This is a genomic window from Syntrophothermus sp. (assembly GCF_013314835.1).
Classification (GTDB): Bacteria; Bacillota; Syntrophomonadia; order Syntrophomonadales; family Syntrophothermaceae; genus Syntrophothermus; species Syntrophothermus lipocalidus.
In genome coordinates, this window is sequence record NZ_JABUEX010000044.1 from 1 (window position 1) to 17,269 (window position 17,269).

The 17,269-nt window shown below is 52.0% G+C and carries 13 protein-coding genes; all 13 read right to left on the minus strand.

Annotated features, from left to right (window positions below; genetic code table 11):
• Positions 1-350: 350 nt before the first annotated feature.
• The 13 genes from uvrB to secA all read right to left on the minus strand — a co-directional run bounded on the left by uvrB (position 351) and on the right by secA (position 17,123).
• The gene (gene uvrB, locus HPY90_RS11840) at positions 351-2,354 is read right to left on the minus strand and encodes an excinuclease ABC subunit UvrB (protein ID WP_287194730.1); all 2,004 of its coding nucleotides are present in this window, start codon (positions 2,352-2,354) and stop codon (positions 351-353) included.
• A gap of 121 nt (positions 2,355-2,475) precedes the next feature.
• Positions 2,476-3,534: a hypothetical protein gene (locus HPY90_RS11845; protein WP_287194731.1), complete on the minus strand. Its 1,059-nt coding sequence runs from the start codon at positions 3,532-3,534 to the stop codon at positions 2,476-2,478.
• A gap of 183 nt (positions 3,535-3,717) precedes the next feature.
• Positions 3,718-4,962, minus strand: coding sequence for a PDZ domain-containing protein (locus HPY90_RS11850; RefSeq protein ID WP_287194733.1), 1,245 nt, complete (start codon positions 4,960-4,962; stop codon positions 3,718-3,720).
• A 242-nt stretch (positions 4,963-5,204) separates the two neighbouring features.
• Complete coding sequence (locus HPY90_RS11855) at positions 5,205-6,404, minus strand: S41 family peptidase (RefSeq protein WP_287194735.1); 1,200 nt, start codon at positions 6,402-6,404, stop codon at positions 5,205-5,207.
• 297 nt (positions 6,405-6,701) lie between these two features.
• Complete coding sequence (locus tag HPY90_RS11860; RefSeq protein ID WP_287194737.1) at positions 6,702-7,835, minus strand: murein hydrolase activator EnvC family protein; 1,134 nt, start codon at positions 7,833-7,835, stop codon at positions 6,702-6,704.
• 140 nt (positions 7,836-7,975) lie between these two features.
• Positions 7,976-8,866 carry a permease-like cell division protein FtsX gene (ftsX, locus tag HPY90_RS11865; protein ID WP_013176027.1) on the minus strand — a complete coding sequence of 297 codons (891 nt, stop codon included), beginning with the start codon at positions 8,864-8,866 and terminating at the stop codon, positions 7,976-7,978.
• Entirely contained in the window at positions 8,863-9,546 is a 684-nt protein-coding gene (gene ftsE, locus HPY90_RS11870) for a cell division ATP-binding protein FtsE (RefSeq protein WP_287194739.1), read from the minus strand. The genes ftsX and ftsE overlap by 4 nt, the downstream gene beginning before the upstream one ends.
• Before the next feature lie 438 nt (positions 9,547-9,984).
• Positions 9,985-10,929 carry a transketolase family protein gene (locus HPY90_RS11875; RefSeq protein ID WP_287194740.1) on the minus strand — a complete coding sequence of 315 codons (945 nt, stop codon included), beginning with the start codon at positions 10,927-10,929 and terminating at the stop codon, positions 9,985-9,987.
• Between the two features lie 68 nt (positions 10,930-10,997).
• Positions 10,998-11,831 carry a transketolase gene (locus HPY90_RS11880; protein ID WP_287194742.1) on the minus strand — a complete coding sequence of 278 codons (834 nt, stop codon included), beginning with the start codon at positions 11,829-11,831 and terminating at the stop codon, positions 10,998-11,000.
• A gap of 92 nt (positions 11,832-11,923) precedes the next feature.
• Positions 11,924-13,040, minus strand: a protein-coding gene (gene prfB, locus HPY90_RS11885) for a peptide chain release factor 2 (protein WP_287194743.1) whose coding sequence is annotated in 2 segments (ribosomal slippage) — positions 11,924-12,967 and positions 12,969-13,040 — 1,116 coding nt in all. Because the reading frame shifts where the segments join, the coding sequence is not laid out codon by codon here.
• A gap of 18 nt (positions 13,041-13,058) precedes the next feature.
• Positions 13,059-13,835: an OmpA/MotB family protein gene (locus tag HPY90_RS11890; protein ID WP_013176032.1), complete on the minus strand. Its 777-nt coding sequence runs from the start codon at positions 13,833-13,835 to the stop codon at positions 13,059-13,061.
• Position 13,836: 1 nt separating this feature from the next.
• Positions 13,837-14,628 carry a flagellar motor protein gene (locus HPY90_RS11895; protein WP_013176033.1) on the minus strand — a complete coding sequence of 264 codons (792 nt, stop codon included), beginning with the start codon at positions 14,626-14,628 and terminating at the stop codon, positions 13,837-13,839.
• Positions 14,628-17,123 carry a preprotein translocase subunit SecA gene (gene secA / locus HPY90_RS11900; RefSeq protein WP_287194747.1) on the minus strand — a complete coding sequence of 832 codons (2,496 nt, stop codon included), beginning with the start codon at positions 17,121-17,123 and terminating at the stop codon, positions 14,628-14,630. The genes HPY90_RS11895 and secA overlap by 1 nt, the downstream gene beginning before the upstream one ends.
• Positions 17,124-17,269: the final 146 nt, after the last annotated feature.

A 17,269-nucleotide genomic window follows, 5' to 3' on the forward strand; every position in this document is an offset into this window, starting at 1 on the left:
CCAGATTGTTTTCTTTGATAAATTCCCGAAGGTGCTTCCTAAAAAGTTTTTCGTCCATTTTCCTTACCCCCTTGGTAAAAGTTTACCTTTTTCCCAAAGGGGTTTACACAGTTAATTGTACAGTCCCGGCCTATTCAGAAAAGTCCTTCTATGGCATATTACCTAGTGCTATCAAAAATCTTTCCTAATTTTGTTTATTATGTCTAGTATTGTTTGGGTTGAGGTAATACTTGTAAAATATAGCATACCCGTGCAAAAAGATATGGCTATTATTACCAAAAATATCTGTGTAAATCTGTGATAATCAGTGTTCATCTGTGGCTTAATTATAAATCAGCGTAAATCTGCGTCTAATGAATTCTAGTTTTCGTTTTTCCCCGCTTCTTCCCACGGGTTCCCTGGGCTTGTCTTATGAGATCGCGCAAGTAGGCTGCCCGTTCGAATTCCAGCATCTCTGCCGCTCTCCTCATTTCCAGTTCCAGCTCGGTCAGCAACCGTTTTCGTTCTCTGGCGTTCAATCCCTCAAATGTCGAGCTCCTGTATTCCTCAGGCTCTTCGGCAATCGTAGCCTCTATGGGGGGCCGTATGCTTTTAGTAACTGTTCGGGGTGTGATCCCGTGCTGGCGGTTGTACTCCAGCTGGATAGCCCGGCGCCGGTTCGTTTCGTCGATTGCCGCCTTCATAGCGGAGGTGACGTGGTCAGCGTACATTATAACCTTACCTTCCACGTTACGGGCAGCTCTCCCGATGGTCTGAACCAGCGACCGCTCCGAACGCAAGAACCCTTCTTTATCGGCATCAAGTATAGCTACCAAAGCCACCTCGGGCAGGTCCAGCCCCTCCCGGAGAAGGTTAATTCCAACGAGTACGTCGAATTCTCCAAGTCTCAGGCCCCGCAGTATATCCATTCTTTCAAGGGCGTCGATCTCGGAGTGCATGTACCTAACCCGGATTCCGGCATCGCTCAGGTAATCCGTAAGCTCCTCGGCCATCCGTTTAGTCAAGGTCGTCACCAGCACCCGGTAGCCTTTGTCCACCTTCAGCCGTATCTCCTTCATCAGGTCGTCTATCTGGTTTTGGGTGGGTCTTACCTCCACCTCCGGGTCGACTAGGCCGGTAGGTCTGATAATCTGCTCCACTACCTGGCTGCTGTTTTCCAGCTCATAAGGCCCGGGGGTAGCGCTGACGTAAATACACTGCTTAACCTTGGCCTCGAACTCCTCAAACGTAAGCGGGCGGTTGTCCATAGCCGAAGGCAAGCGAAAACCATAGTCCACCAGGGTCTGCTTGCGCGAGCGGTCCCCTTCGTACATCCCGCGCAACTGAGGTATTCCTATGTGAGACTCATCGATAAAGACAATGAAATCCCGGGGGAAAAAGTCGATCAAGGTATAGGGCGGTTCCCCCGACTGTCTTCCTGTAATGTAACGGGAATAGTTTTCTATCCCCTTGCAATAACCGATTTCCCTTATCATCTCCAGGTCATAACGGGTGCGGTGGGCCAGGCGCTGAGCCTCCAAGAGCTTACCTTCCTTTTTGAGGAGCTCCACCCGTTCCTCCAATTCTTTTTCAATCTCTGCCGCCGCCCTCAGCATCTTTTCCCGGGTAGTGATGTAATGGGAAGCCGGGAAAATCGAAACGTGAGTCCTCCTGCCTAATATCTCCCCCGTCAGGGGATTGAACTCCAGTATCCTTTCGATCTCATCCCCGAAAAACTCTATACGGATGGCATTTTCCCCGGCAGATACCGGCATCAGCTCTACCACGTCCCCGCGCACCCGGAATTTGCCCCGGCTGAAATCGATTTCATTTCGCTCGTACAGGTTCTCCACCAGTCTCTTCAAGAGTTCGTCGCGCCCTGTTTCCATGCCTGGACGCAGGGAAATCACCATTTCCCCGTAATCTTCGGGGGACCCTAACCCGTAGATACAAGAAACGCTGGCCACGATGATCACGTCTCGCCTTTCCAGCAAAGCTGCGGTAGCGGAGTGGCGCAGCTTGTCTATTTCATCGTTGATGGAAGAATCCTTTTCAATATACGTATCGGTCTGGGGAACGTACGCCTCTGGCTGGTAGTAGTCGTAGTAACTGATAAAGTACTCCACGGCGTTCTCCGGGAAAAACTCCCGGAATTCGGCGTAAAGCTGCCCGGCCAAGGTCTTGTTGGGAGCAATAACCAGAGCCGGCCGCTGCAGCTCGTTTATTATGTGGGCCATGGTAAAGGTCTTCCCAGACCCGGTAACCCCCATCAAGGTCTGGTGCCTGTACCCCAGCCTCACGCCCTCTATTATGGCTTGGATAGCCTGAGGTTGGTCCCCCGTAGGCTCATACTCCGAGCAAAGCTTGAACAGCACCGTGCAACCTCCTCTCAACCAGGTCAACCAGGGGGACGGTTCTTGTGGTTTATTTTCTTCCGGAAATAAACCATAAGAACCGTCCCCCTGGTTTATAAGTGTCATAAGCGTCTGCGTCTATTCAGATTTCTTCGATTATCCGGGCCTGGATGCGTTCGATCTCGCTGAAATCCATGGCCCGGCTGTAGATCTTCTGCAAACGCTTCCGGCAAAACTCGGCCTCACGCAGAACAGCACTCGCTTCCTCTACCAGCGCGTCCAGCCGGCGCTGGGCTTCGTTGATTTCGTGTTCGAAAAAATCTTCTGGCTCTGACTCAATACACTCCCGGGTATCTATAATTATATCACCAGGCCTGGCGGTTAGACTAAGCCCGCTGGCATCGACCACGGCCACGCTGAGACTGGTCATTATGATCATGTTCAGACTGTCGGGGTTTAACCCGTCGTGGTAAAACTCCACCTGACACCCCCTAGCCAAAGCTCGTTCACCTAAAGCCAACAGAACCGTTGACTTGCCGCTGCCAGGTGGTCCCTGTAAGACATACCTGTAGGTACAAGACCCGCTAAGCTGGTCGATATAACTGACAAACCCCTGGGGGCTAAGTGTAGACCCAAAGTAATGCCTTTCGGTAGGAATCCGGTCGAGTATTTCCGTCACCAGCCGCGTAACCAGGGCCTCCACTCGTTCCAGATTAAGCCCAGTTACCCAGAAACTTTTCAGCCCTTCCTTTACCCGGCTCGCCTCTTTAAGTAGGCCCCGGCTGAGTTCAACATGTTTCTGTATCTCATTTACCAAGTCTCTTATCTCCTGCTGGTGTTCTACCAACTGTTCACGGTCCCAATGCTCGCCCAGATTTATGATCTCCCCTGCAATTCCCGGGTATCTGGCCTCAATTTTGCATTTGAGATCCCCATTTACAACCCCTAGCCCTAACTGCGGAAAAATAACGCCCTCTAGCGATGAAGCGTTGAAAGGAGAAACGAAAAAGTCCGTTTCGTATCCCTTAGTCGCCAGGGCCAAACCCACCTGCCTGATAAAAGTGGATCTGCCTGAGCCTGGTGCTCCCTTAAGGATGTAAACCTTGTTCAGCTCATTTATCAAAGCCGGCAGAAACGAGCTGTAGCCCTGCCCTGTGTTACTGCTGGCCAACAAGTACCTTATTCGTCCCCGCTTATTCACGATCTGCCTCCCCCCTAAAACCTTTTCCCCTACAAGCAGCCCCGTCCCTCGCATCGGGCCTATGCTACTATTATGCTATTCGGAGGGTAAGCAAAATGTAACCACTACCGAATCCTATCAGCCAAGCGGCCATATCGGAATCTACGGGAAACTGAGCCAACTCAGCTCTTCGACCAACCCCTTTTAGCGCAAGAATCTTTTCAGCCAGTTCAAGAAGCGCTGAGAACGAAATGCAGCATGCCGTCTGCGCACGCCTTCTTCCCCAGGATCCGGTACTAGCACAATGCCAAGACTTTGCCCTGGCTTTCTCGCAAAGGAGGAAGAAAAATCCTGCCCCTCGCGACAGATCTTTAGCTGCAGTTCTCCTCCGTAATACCGCAGCAAAGCCTCCATCTCTTCCCGGCTGTTAACCGTCAAACCGTTGACTCCCACCACCACGTCCCCTCTTTTTAGCCCGGCCTGCGCCGCCGTGGATCCAGGCAACACTTCCAGAATCATTACACCTCGCTCGGGCATGACGTACGAAGGAGTAGCCTCCGATTCCGCCTTGATTCCCAACCATATAACGAGTTCATGCCCTAGAGGACCGAAAAGGGCCGGTAGGATGCAGAGATGCGGGTTACGTGAAGCCATGACCGACAGGATCAACAGCATAAGGCTGAAGCAGAACAAGTTACGCGCCGACACCTTGCTTTTTTGTCGGGGCGAAGCCGTAGTTGTAACTTCCCCGTATCCCAAAATAGCTATTATCGGCAGCAATACGTAGCTGACAGAGGAGGGAACGCCTGAACTGTCGTGAAAAAGTGCCCACCATCCGGCCCGCCACCAGTCAGGCAGTGTTATCCCAGTGCTGGCGGTTCTCGGGTCAACCACGCTCATCACGGCAACCAAAGGTATTGGCCAAAACTTCTGCAGGTTGAAGCCTCCCACAACACCGTGTCTATCAGTCTGAACGTAGACCGGCATGGGGTCTATGTGCCCCGAAAAATAGATGAGCATGCTCTCTACCATGTGTAAGACGGCTACTAGGCCCATAAGCTGGGGAACACTAACATCCGGCCATCCGAACACTAAATGGGAAACTGAAATTATACCACCGGCATAGGCAAAACAAAGAAACCGGGGGTGAATCAGCATCAGAAGAATCGCGGTAATGAACAGATAGGCTATCCCCATTCTGGCCAGGTCCACGCCTAACCCCAACAGGCCTGCACTGCCCGCAACACCGCCTGCGATTCCAACCAGAGTTGATAGCAAAGTCGAACGGATATACATATTCCTGTTCGTCGGGAACAGTCCCTGCGACATCCGTTGCATCCGCCGATACTGCCAGCCCACCAATACAATAAGCACCAAAAACACGGGGCTTATGATAACCTGTAGCCACAGCTTTCCGATTACGAGGAGAAAAGATCCTACTTCGCTCAACCGAATCACTCCTCAAACGGAACCACAGATTAACACAGATTTGCACTGATTAACACAGATGTTATTTGAAACGCAGAATGGTGCAGATAAATACATGAGTTCACTGTAACAACTAACTTAATATTTCATTATCGCCCGTACCTACTATTGGTGTTTCCGGTTCGTCATCACATGTTTATTTCTCCGAAAAACAGACGGGGGTTATTGTATTTGGACTAACAATATCAGTGTTAATCTGTGGCTCATCTGTGTCCGTCTGTGGCTAAATTCCAAGGTTCGCGGGATGAAATCTCCTCTAGCAGGATAGATTTGGCTCTTGCCAACTGTTGGTCCTCGCCGTTTTTGCCGGCCGGTACCGTGTAATCCGGTGCAATCCCAACATGGTCTATATCAGTCCCCTTAGGGGTAAAATACTTATCCGTTGTCAGCTTCAAAGCATCGCCCGCGGCCAGAGGATATACGGTCTGTACTAGCCCTTTACCAAAGGTTTTCTCTCCCACCAGGGGTGCTACCCCGTGATCCTTCAAGGCCCCTGCTAAAATCTCGGAAGAGCTAGCACTCCCCCCGTTTACGAGCACAACAAACGGCATGTCAAAAGCTCCAGCATGAGCTTCGTGTACCACCTCCCGTCCATAACGGTTACGGACCTTAACGATAACCCCATCATTTAGGAACAGATCAGCAATATCAAGGGCCGCTTGGAAATCACCCCCAGGGTTATCCCTTAGATCGAGTATGAGTCCCCTGGCTTTTTGCTCTACCAAGGCGTGTATAGCTTTTTCCATCTCGCTAGCAGAAGTGGCGGTAAACTGAAGCAGGTGTACGTATCCTACAGGCACGTCTCCTTGCAGCAACCTTGACTCCACCGAGGGAACATTGATTATTTCTCGGGTTATCGTGAACTCATACTCCCTCCGTTCGCTTTCTCTGTAGACACCGACTGTAACCTGCGTCCCTGGTTCTCCTCGCATCAGCCGCACCGCATCGTCCAAACTCATGCCCTGAGTAGAGTCCTCGTTTATGCGGGTAATTACATCGCCCGATTTTATCCCAGCTCGCTCGGCAGGCGTATCTTTAAGAGCTGATACCACCTTCAACCGGTTCTCCTCATCGGCTCCCACAACGATACCGATGCCCCCGAACGTCGCTTGTATCTTTATAGTCAAGTCGCGATACTGATTAGGATCCAAGTAAGCAGAGTAAGGATCATTCAGTGAATCCACCATACCCCTCATCGCGCCTCTGATGAGCCCCGGAGTATCCGCTGGCTTTAATGCCTTTGTCTTCAACAACAAGGTTTCGGTCGCTAGACTGGTTAAGCTACCTCGATACGTGATGAATAGGTAAGATGTAGTCAAAGTAACAAGAAAACCTATGATGGCAAAAAATATCACACATCCCTTGATAAACCTGTTATTCTTCAATACCACTACCCCTTCCATTTCCCCTTAAGTTTATTACCGGTCAACAACTAATATGTTAACCCAAGTGTTGCCATTTAACAAAACAAAAAATCGCCCCTCCCAGGCGATCTCCTCAGCCTCTAACTTCCACATTTTCAACCTCATACTTCCGGCCTCCGCCTCCCTACTTCCTGCCTCCAACTTCCATCTTCAGGCTTCCAACTTCCTACCTCTGGCCTCCAACCTCCATCTTCGGGCTTCCAACCTCCTACTTCCGGCCCCCAACTTCCATCTTCGGGCTTCCAACCTCCTACTTCCTGCCTCCAACTTCCATCTTCATATCCATCCCCTCGGATCGACCGGGGTACCGTTCTTCCGCACCTCAAAATGTAGATGCGCTCCGGTGCTCCAACCCGTAGAACCGACCAGTCCTATCGTATCCCCTTTATCGACCCTCGCTCCGGTCGAAGTCCTGTAAGCAGACAAGTGAGCATACAGGGTAGATACGCCTCCCCCGTGGTCGACAACTATCGTGTTGCCATATCCCCCCATCCTACCGATATAGATAACCGTCCCTCCATCCGCGGCCACCACCCGAGCCCCGTAGGGAGCCCCGATGTCAATCCCGGTGTGAAGTTTGCGGATCCCCAGGATGGGATGGTAACGCATTCCGTACTCTGAAGTTACCCTGGTGTAGCCAGGTGCCGGCCAACAGAAGATTCCAGTTCCCTGATAAGCACTTTCCGGTTTCTGCAGCGAGCGGATCAAGCGTTCCAGCTCGCGGGAGGTTTCTTCTAATTCTTCCAGTGCCTTTTCGTATTGTTCCCTCTGGTTCTGGACCTGGTTTAAGACCTCCTGCTTCATGCCGGCCTGCTCTTCCAAAAACTCGGCCTGGGCTTCGCGTTTCTGCTTGGTGTACAAGAGGTCGCTTTTCTTGGCCTCGAGTAATTCCTTTTTCTGCTCCAGATCCGCGCGTTCAGCCTGTATCTCCTCTATGAGCTGCATGTCTTGGCTCACTATCTCTTTCAGCAGGTCATAACGGGTCAGAAAATCCACGATATCGGTAGAATCGAGAAGCACCTCCAGGTAAGACACGTCCCCGGTCTCGTACACCGTAACCAGCCTCTGAGCTAGGTAGTCCGTTTGCTCATTCAAATGAGCCTCAGCCTTCTGGATGTCCCGCTGAATAGAATCTATGTCTCCTTCCACTACCGATACCTGCTTATCGAGGTTCTGAATCTCTTTCCTGGTTTCTTCCATCCCGTTCTCAATAACCTCGATCTGTTTCATTATGTCCTTTTCCTGCTGTTTAGCCTTCTTAATCTGATCCCTGCGTTTGGCTATCTCTTGCTGAATCGAACGCAGTTCTTTCTGTTTCTCCTCGAGTTGGCCAGCGTAAGCCGGAAAAAGCGCTGCCAAGAAAAACACCAAAGTGAGACACGCGATAAGCCCCTTGGCATGCTCCTTCATCTCCTGCCCTCCAACCTCACCATTTTCTACCCTTGTCCGGGCATCTTGGACTCTTTAGCCTTAACACAATTCCCCGAAGCGCCCTTCAAAACAGCCTAACCTGTATCCCGGCTCTTGTGTGGTTTCAATATGACTGAACTCTAGATATTCATATACCGGTTCACCGAGATGTAGGTTCCAATAATCCCTAACGCTGCCCCCGTTGCCAGGAGCCCCCCGCCCAGTTTCCAAAGCAAAGACGTGTCCCGCACCAGAGGAATAAACGAAACCGCCAGGCCCAGGCTATTCACCAGATAATAATAGCCTACCGACAATACTAAAGCCGCGACCGCCGATCCCGCGATCCCCAAAATTATCCCCTCGATGAAAAACGGCCACCGGATAAACCACCTGGTCGCTCCCACCAACTGCATCAGGTAGATCTCCTTGCGCCGGGAATAAACACTGAGACGGATGGTGGTGGCAATAAGGAAAACGCCTGCCCCGGCTAGGAGTACAGTCACCACAAGGCTCAGGTTCCTGACCCACCGGGTGGCAGCGAAGAGCTTTTCTACTACTCCCTGCCCGTAACGCACCCGGTAAATACCAGGGATGCCCTGAATCTTGCGGGCCAAAGACGGGACTTGATGGGGATCGTTGGCTTTAATGCGGTAACTGTTGCGTAACGGGTTCTCGCCGCCCAGGGTTTGGATCAGCTCGCTTTCTTTCTTGCCAAATTTCTTGGCCAGTTGTTTCATGGCCTCGTCGCGGGAAACGTACCTGACTTCCTTAACCTCGGGGATGTAACTCAATTCTTTGCCGATCTCTGTTTCTTGCTGGTGGCTCAAGTCTTTCTCCAAAAAAGCTACTATCTCTACGTCCGACTCCAGGTTCGACATAACCTGTTCGGCGTTCACTATCATCAAAACCGCCACCCCCAGGATCAATACACAAGCCGCCACCGTCGAAGCGGTGGCCAAGCTCAAGAGCCGGTTCCGGTACAAGGATCTCGCTGCCTCACCGAAGTAATAGCCTACATTACGCAGGCTCATGCAATAAACTCCTCCGGTAAGGAATCGTGAACCACGCTACCCTCTTTTAAGAACACCACCCGCTTTTGCATCCTTCTCACAATCTCCTGGGCGTGGGTAGCCATGATCACCGTCGTCCCGCTTTTATTGATTTCGTGCAAGAGATCCATGATTTCCCATGAAGTGTCGGCATCGAGGTTACCGGTGGGTTCATCCGCAATCACGATTAAAGGCCGGTTCACGATAGCCCGGGCTATCCCGGCCCTCTGCTGCTCGCCACCTGAAAGCTGTGAAGGATAACAGCCGGCCTTGTCCCTCAACCCCACCAACCCCAAGGTCTCCTCAACCCTGCGGCTGATGTCGTGCCGGTTGCCCCCAACTACCTGCATAGCGAAAGCGACGTTTTCAAAAACCGTCTTGTTCTCCAGCAGCTTATAATCTTGAAAAACCACCCCAATGTTTCTTCGCAGCATAGGGATTTCTCCGGCCTTCATCCTGACCACGCTCCGCGACGCGATGAATATCTGCCCGCGGGTAGGTAATTCCTCACGGTACAAAAGCTTCAAAAGCGTGGATTTTCCGGCCCCGCTTTGTCCCATCAAAAACACAAACTCTCCTCGATCTATCTTAAGAGAAACGTCATTCAACGCCTTAACCCCGTTGGGGTAGGTCTTGGAAACGTTATACAACTGCACTAGCAAGACTTATTCCCTCCCCGACTTTGAACCTCGCATTTACCAACAAAAAACCACCTAATTATAGGTGGTTCTACACCGCTCCTCAAAATCCTCCTAGTATTTGCCGGGAAAAATGGCCACAGATATACACAGATGAGCACTGATGAACACAGATGTGTTTTTTATTATTAGACGCAGAATGACGCAGACTCCCAATACACTAAGAGTGTCTCCCCACTAGAGAATGAATCAGTTTCGCCATGTGTTGTCCGGCACTCAACGAGAATATTCAAATTTTACTCATATTGACGGCCCTTGGTTGAGTGCCCGGAGTTCGTCATACGTCGCTTCGCCCGGCTAACAATCCCCTCAGGTTTATGCTCGGCGAAAATTATCTCCGTTAATCTGCGTCAAATAAACCCATCTGTGTCAATCTGTGTCAAATCTGTGTCCATCTGTGGCTCATGTTTTTTTCTTTAAACGGACTGCCTTCTCTACCGCCTCCACCAAATGTTTAGCGGTTAACCCGTAATATTCCATAAGCTCGTCCGGGGTACCAGACTGACCGAACAGATCCTGTATCCCGACCCTAACCACTGGAACCGGGCAGCACCCGGAAACGACTTCGCAAACTGCTCCCCCTAATCCCCCGATTATGCTGTGTTCCTCGGCCGTTACCAGGGCTCCGGTCTCACGCGCCTTGCGGCAAATCATATCCTCGTCCAAAGGTTTTACAGTAAACATGTCGACGACAGAAACCTCCAAGCCAGCGCCCGCCAGTATTTTGGCCGCCTCTAAGGCATGGTAAACCATTATTCCACAGGCGATGATAGTCGCGTCTTTACCCTGTCGTATTTCGATGCCCTGACCAATACTCATGTCCCAGCCCGGACCGTAAATGACCGGAACAGCCGGGCGTCCCAATCGCAGGTAAACCGGTCCCGGCTCCCGATAGGCGGCCATGACCAGTTTTTCGGTAGCGACCGCATCAGCCGGCACCACAACCTTCATACCGGGTATCGCCCTCATCAAAGCTATATCTTCTACCGACTGGTGAGAACCCCCGTCTTCCCCCACGGTAATACCGGCGTGGGAAGCGGCGATCTTGACATTAAGACCCGCGTAAGCGATGGAATTGCGCACCTGCTCCCAGGCTCTTCCCGTAGCAAACACCGCAAAAGAGCTGGCAAAAACCACCTTGCCCGAAGCTGCCAGGCCGGCTGCTGTACCCATCATATTCTGCTCGGCGATGCCCATATTGAAAAACCTTTCCGGAAACGCTACGCCAAATTCAGAGGTTTTCGTGGACTTAGACAAGTCGGCGTCTAAAACCACTAGGTCTTCGTGCAGATGCCCCAGCTTGACCAAAGCCTGCCCGTATGCATCTCTAGTCGCTATCTTCTCCACTCGCCACTTCTCCCTTCATGCAAACCGGGGACGGTTCTGGATTTGCATTCCTGTCCCTCAGTATATACTCAATTGACTGCCAGTTCGGCCAAGGCTCTTTCCACCTGCTCCGTATTGGGAGCCTTGCCGTGCCAGTCGACCCCGTTCTCCATAAATGAGACTCCCTTGCCCTTAACGGTACGGGCCACGATAGCCGAAGGTCTTCCCTTGTGGCCCCGCGCTGCCTCCAAAGCCTGCATGATCTGCCGGAAATCATGCCCGTCGATCTCCTGCGTGTTCCACCCGAAGGCTTCGAATTTGGCAGCAATAGGCAGGGGAGACATTACCTTATCTACAGCCCCGTCAATCTGCAACCCGTTGTAGTCCACTATAGCCACCAGGTTGTCCAGCCGGTAGTGGGCGGCAGCCATCACGGCTTCCCACACCTCTCCCTCTTGTATCTCCCCGTCTCCCAACAGGGTGTAAACTCGATAATCCTTGGCATCCAAACGCCCTGCCAGTGCCATACCCACTGCCCAGGCTATTCCCTGGCCCAGGGAACCGGTCGAAGCTTCCACCCCAGGAACTTTTCGCATGTCAGGATGACCCTGCAGCCGGCTGCCCAAGCGGCGAAGACTTTGCAATTCTTCCCTGGGGATAAAACCTTTTTCCGCGAGAGCCGCGTACAGCAAAGGAGCGGCATGTCCTTTACTGAGTACAAAACGGTCCCGCTCTGGCCAACCCGGGTTGGCATTATCGAGCCTCATCTCCCAAAAATAGAGGCAGGCCACGACATCCGCTGCGGAAAGCGAGCCTCCCGTGTGCCCGGAGCCGGCTTTTCCCAGCATTTTAATCACCTCGCACCTCAGGCTCCTGGCCCGCTCTTTCAGTTCTGTCACGGCTTGTTGGCTAATTTCCCGCATCCTCAGTTAACTCCCTCTCTATAAATTCTTCGACGCCGATTAACCCCGAATCCACTCTTCATTCTTCATTCTTCATTCTTCATTCTTCATTCTCAATTCTCAATTCCCGCTCCGTACTTCTGCCCCAGATACGCGGTAATAAAATCGTTAATGTCTCCATCTAGGACAGCATTAACGTTGCCTACCTCGAGCCCTGTACGGTGGTCCTTCACCAGGGAAAACGGGTTTAGAACATAGGTCCGTATCTGGTTGCCCCAAGCTATCTCCTTGTACTCCCCTTTCAACTTCTGCAGGCTCTCTTCCTGCTCTCGCTGTTTCAGTTCGTACAATTTAGCCCGCAATATCTTCATGGCCGCTAGTTTGTTGGCGTACTGAGACCTCTCGTTCTGGCACTGCACCACGATTCCTGTAGGCAGATGGGTGATGCGCACCGCAGAGTCCGTCTTGTTCACGTGCTGGCCCCCGGCACCCCCGGCCCGGAAAGTATCTATACGCAGGTCATCGGGAGAAATGGTAACCTCCACATCATCCTGAATTTCCGGCAGAACTGAAACCAGTGCAAAAGAAGTATGCCTTCTTCCCGAGGCATCGAAGGGAGATACCCTGATAAGTCTATGCACCCCAGCCTCGGCTTTCATCTTGCCATAGGCGTATTTCCCTTTTATCAGCAAGGTCACGCTCTTAATCCCTGCTTCTTCCCCCGGCAGGTAATCCATTATGTCAACCTCATACCCGTTATCCTCAGCCCAGCGGGTATACATGCGCAAAAGCATCTCCACCCAGTCCTGGGCATCGGTACCTCCTGCCCCGGCGTGCAGAGAAACGATGGCATTGCTATCGTCGTGTTCTCCCTTGAACATGATAGAGAGTTCGTATTCGCGAAACCGGCGATTCAGCCGGGCCAACTCAGCCGCCGCTTCGCGGTAAAGCTCCTCGTCCTCCTCGGCCTCCGCCAATTCCAAAAGCCCTGAGATGTCCTCTATCTCGCGGACAAGTGATTCATAACTGTCTACCCGTTCCTTGAGCCCGCTCATCTCCTTAACGACCTTCTGGGCCTCCTGATTGTCGTCCCAAAAACCGGGTTGGCAGGTTTTGTCCTCCAGTTGTTTTATCCTGTGCTTCAGTCCTTCTACGTCAAAGAGAACCTCCGATTTCTTCAAGTCTCTTTTTGATTTCGCAAGCCAGGTTTAAGGCGTTTTCTGAAAGCATTTATAGGCCCCTCCTTCCCTACTCTCCGCTCTGAGGCGGTTCAAAGTAATCGTATTTCTGTTTCAGTATCACTATATCCACTCGACGGTTCATGGCCCGGTTGGGCTCGCTGTCGTTGGGCATCAAAGGCCGATACTCTCCGTATCCCGTAGCAGAAAGACGATCGGGAGGAATACCCACCTCCCCGGCCAGTACATGCACCACATTGGTGGCCCGTAAGACCGAGAGTTCCCAGTTAGAAGGAAACTTTGGCGTATTGATAGGCAGATCATCGGTGTGTCCTTCTACCCTTACGTAGTTAGGTATGGTTTTCAGGCTCTCGCCCACTTTACGTATTATTTCATGTGCCCGGGGAGTCAAAACATCTGATCCTTTAGGAAAAAGCAGAGTATCCTTCAAGCTTATGACCAGGCCCCGCTCCTGCTCCATCAGAACGATGTTTCCCGCCAGGCCTTCTTCGCTTTTGATGTATTCGGCAAGCTGCTTTTCAATGGCCTCGAGGTTCCCCTGCAGGGTAGGGGTATCGCCCTGCCCCTCGCGTATGATCTGCCCGCTTCTCCCTTCTACCACAGAAGGGCCAGGCGTTTCCATAATAGAAATCGACTTTCCGGATAGGACCATGCTCAGAGAATTGGCTAAAGCCTGAAACTTTTGGGCATCTACCTGGCTCATGGTGTACATTACAACGAAAAATATCATCAACAAAGTTATGAGGTCAGAATAAGTGAGTAGCCACCGCTCCATGCTGGGGCCACCCTCACCACCTTCTTGTTCTTTCTTAGAATTTCGGGCCATGTTACATTTCCACCCCTGCCTTTTGGGCTTCAAACATAGCTTGTTTTTCCGCAGGCGCCAGGAAAGTCATGAGTTTCTCCCTGATAACCCGGGGATTCTCCCCTGCCTGCACCGAAAGCACGCCCTCAAGAACCAACTCCATGAGCTTGACTTCTTTTTCCGTCTTGACCTTTATCTTGCCGGCAAACGGAATCCATAAAATGTTGGCGGAAAAAATACCGTACAGGGTGGCGATGAAAGCCACCGCAATGGCTCCTCCTAGTTTGTCTGGCTCGCTGACATTACTCAAGACCTGCACCAGTCCCATGACCGTTCCTATTATTCCCATAGTCGGAGCAAAACCTCCGGCGGCGTTGAAAATATCGACCCCGAGTTTTTGCCGCTTCTCGAAGGCCTCGATTTCCATCTCCAACATGTTGCGGGTAAGCTCTGGATCAGTGCCATCGATGACCAGCTGCAGCGCGCGGCGCATAAACTCGTTTTCCAATTCCTCGAGCTGGGTTTCGAGGCTCAAAAGTCCTTCTCGCCGCGCTTTATCCGCTACCTGTACCAACTGGTCGATGGTTTCTCCAAATTCTATTTTTTTATTGGTAAACACAACCTTCAAAAAATACGGAATGGTCTTTAACTCCTCGGAGCTGAAGCTGACGGTGACTGCGCCTATGGTACCGCCAAAGACGATGAGAGCAGCGGTCTCCTTCAGCAACATCCCCACTTTTCCCTCTTCTAAAACGAACCCTAGGATAAGACCGGCAAGGCCTATAATAAGTCCGATCAGCGAAGTGAGATCCATCAGCCAACTCCTCTCCCGCAACACTTCTTATACTTTTTACCGCTGCCGCAAGGGCACGGGTCGTTGCGCCCGATCTTCGAAGACCGCACCGGCTTACGGCCGCCCTCCTGCTCCCGGCTTTCAACCGTCACCCTTTCCCGGGGCTGGCTGACCACCTTAACCCGGAACACATACCTGACAACATCTTCTTTAATACTGGCAACCATATCCTGAAACGCGTTATAAGCTTCGAATTTATACTCAACCAGCGGATCCCGTTGCCCGTAAGCCCTGAGGCCTATACCGTGCCGTAGCTGGTCCATGGCATCGATGTGGTCCATCCACTTGTCGTCGATTATGCGGAGCAACAAAACCTTTTGCAGAGCCTGCATGGTCTCGTCGCCCATCTCGGACCGGCGCTTTTCGTAAAACAGGCGTCCCTTTTCCTTTAAGAACGAAACCACGTCATCCCGGGTCATGCCCTTAAATTCCTCGGGTCCAAAATCCGGTTCCGGGATGTAGTTGCGCTCCACGTAATTAAAGAGCCCCGCCAAATCCCACCCGTCCGCGTATTTCTCCTCACCCGCGAATCGGTCCACAATCAGCTCAGCCACGTCTTCCATCATAGATATCACAGTTTCGGTCAGGTCTTCTCCATAGAGCACCTTGTCGCGTTCCGCGTATATAACTTCACGCTGCTGGTTGATGACATCATCGTACTCCAGAACATGCTTACGGATCTCGAAATTCCGGCTCTCCACTTTCTTCTGAGCGTTCTCAATAGCCCTGGAAACCAGTTTGTTTTCAATAGGTACGGAATCATCCATCCCCAGCCGGTCCATTAAGCCCTCGATGCTCTCCGAACCGAAAAGACGCATCAGGTCGTCCTCCAGGGAGACGTAGAACCGCGATTCCCCCGGGTCTCCTTGGCGCCCGGAACGACCCCGCAGCTGGTTGTCTATGCGGCGGGCTTCATGCCTCTCGGTCCCCAAAACGTAGAGCCCTCCCAGCTCGGCCACGCCTTCTCCCAGCACGATGTCCGTCCCTCGACCAGCCATATTGGTTGCAATGGTTACGGTCCCTTTCTGCCCGGCCCGGGCGATGATCTGGGCCTCTTTTTCGTGGTGTTTGGCGTTTAAAACCTGGTGGGGGACCCCGCGCCGGGATAGCATACTGCTGAGCCTTTCCGATTTTTCAATTGAAATGGTCCCTACCAGCACCGGCTGCCCTTTTCGGTACCGTTCGACAATATCTTCTACGACTGCCTGGAATTTACCTTCTTCAGTACGGTAAATAAAGTCAGGAAGATCGACGCGAATCATCGGCTTGTGGGTGGGAATCACCACCACGTCCATCCCGTAGATCTTGCGAAACTCTTCCTCTTCCGTAGCCGCCGTTCCAGTCATCCCTGCCAGTTTTTCGTACAGGCGGAAATAATTTTGGAATGTAATGGTAGCCAAAGTCTGGCTTTCCCTTTCAATCTTGACGCCTTCCTTGGCTTCGATGGCCTGGTGCAGGCCGTCGCTGTACCGGCGCCCGAACATCAACCTCCCCGTAAACTCGTCCACGATGATGACCTTGCCATCCTTCACGACGTAGTCCCGGTCCCGCTTCATCAAGGCGTGCGCCTTCAGTCCCTGGTTCACATGATGAGCCAGTTCCATGTACCTATCATCACCCAGGTTTTCGATGCCGAAGTATTTTTCGACCTTGGCCACCCCTTCGTCGGTCAAGGTTACCAGGTGAGCCTTTTCATCCACCTTGTAATCTACCTCTGGCTTCAGCCTGGGCACGAATTTGGCGATTTTGTAATACAGATCAGTCGGCTTATCCGCTTCCCCTGAAATTATGAGCGGAGTTCGCGCCTCGTCGATGAGAATCGAGTCTACTTCGTCCACGATGGCGTAATAGCGTTCCCTCTGCACCTTGTGTTCGGGAGTGGTAACCATGTTGTCCCGCAGGTAATCGAAACCGAATTCGTTGTTGGTACCATAAGTAACATCGGCCCGGTATGCCCGCTGCTTTTCTTCATGGTTCAGTCCGTGGACCACTAACCCTACGGAAAGCCCGAGGCTGCGGTAAATTGGCCCCATCCACTCCGCGTCGCGAGAAGCCAAGTAATCGTTCACGGTCACTATGTGGACTCCCCGCCCGGTGAGGGCATTGAGATATGCCGGCAAAGTAGCTACCAGGGTCTTACCTTCACCGGTTTTCATCTCTGCGATACGCCCCTGGTGCAGGACTATCCCGCCCAAAATCTGAACATCAAAGTGCCTCATCCCCAGGGTACGCCTGGACGCCTCCCTCACTACCGCAAAGGCTTCAGGTAATATATCGTCAAGAGTCTCTCCATTCTCCAGTCTCCTCTTAAAATCTAAGGTTTTAGCCGCCAGCCCGTCATCGCTTAAGGCCTGCACCTGAGGCTCCAGGCTGTTAACTTCCTCAACAATATGCCACAGCCGTTTGACCTCCCGTTCGTTCGCATCTAATACCTTCTTTAAAAAGCCCAAGACCATAATCCTCTACCTCGCTTGAAATCGAGTAGGAGGGGGCGGCTAACCCCCGTCCTCTCACACCACCGTACGTACCGTTCGGTATACGGCGGTTCATGAAACACTACAGAGTTTCCGATATGTCTCATACAAGCTGATTAGTCCTTGGT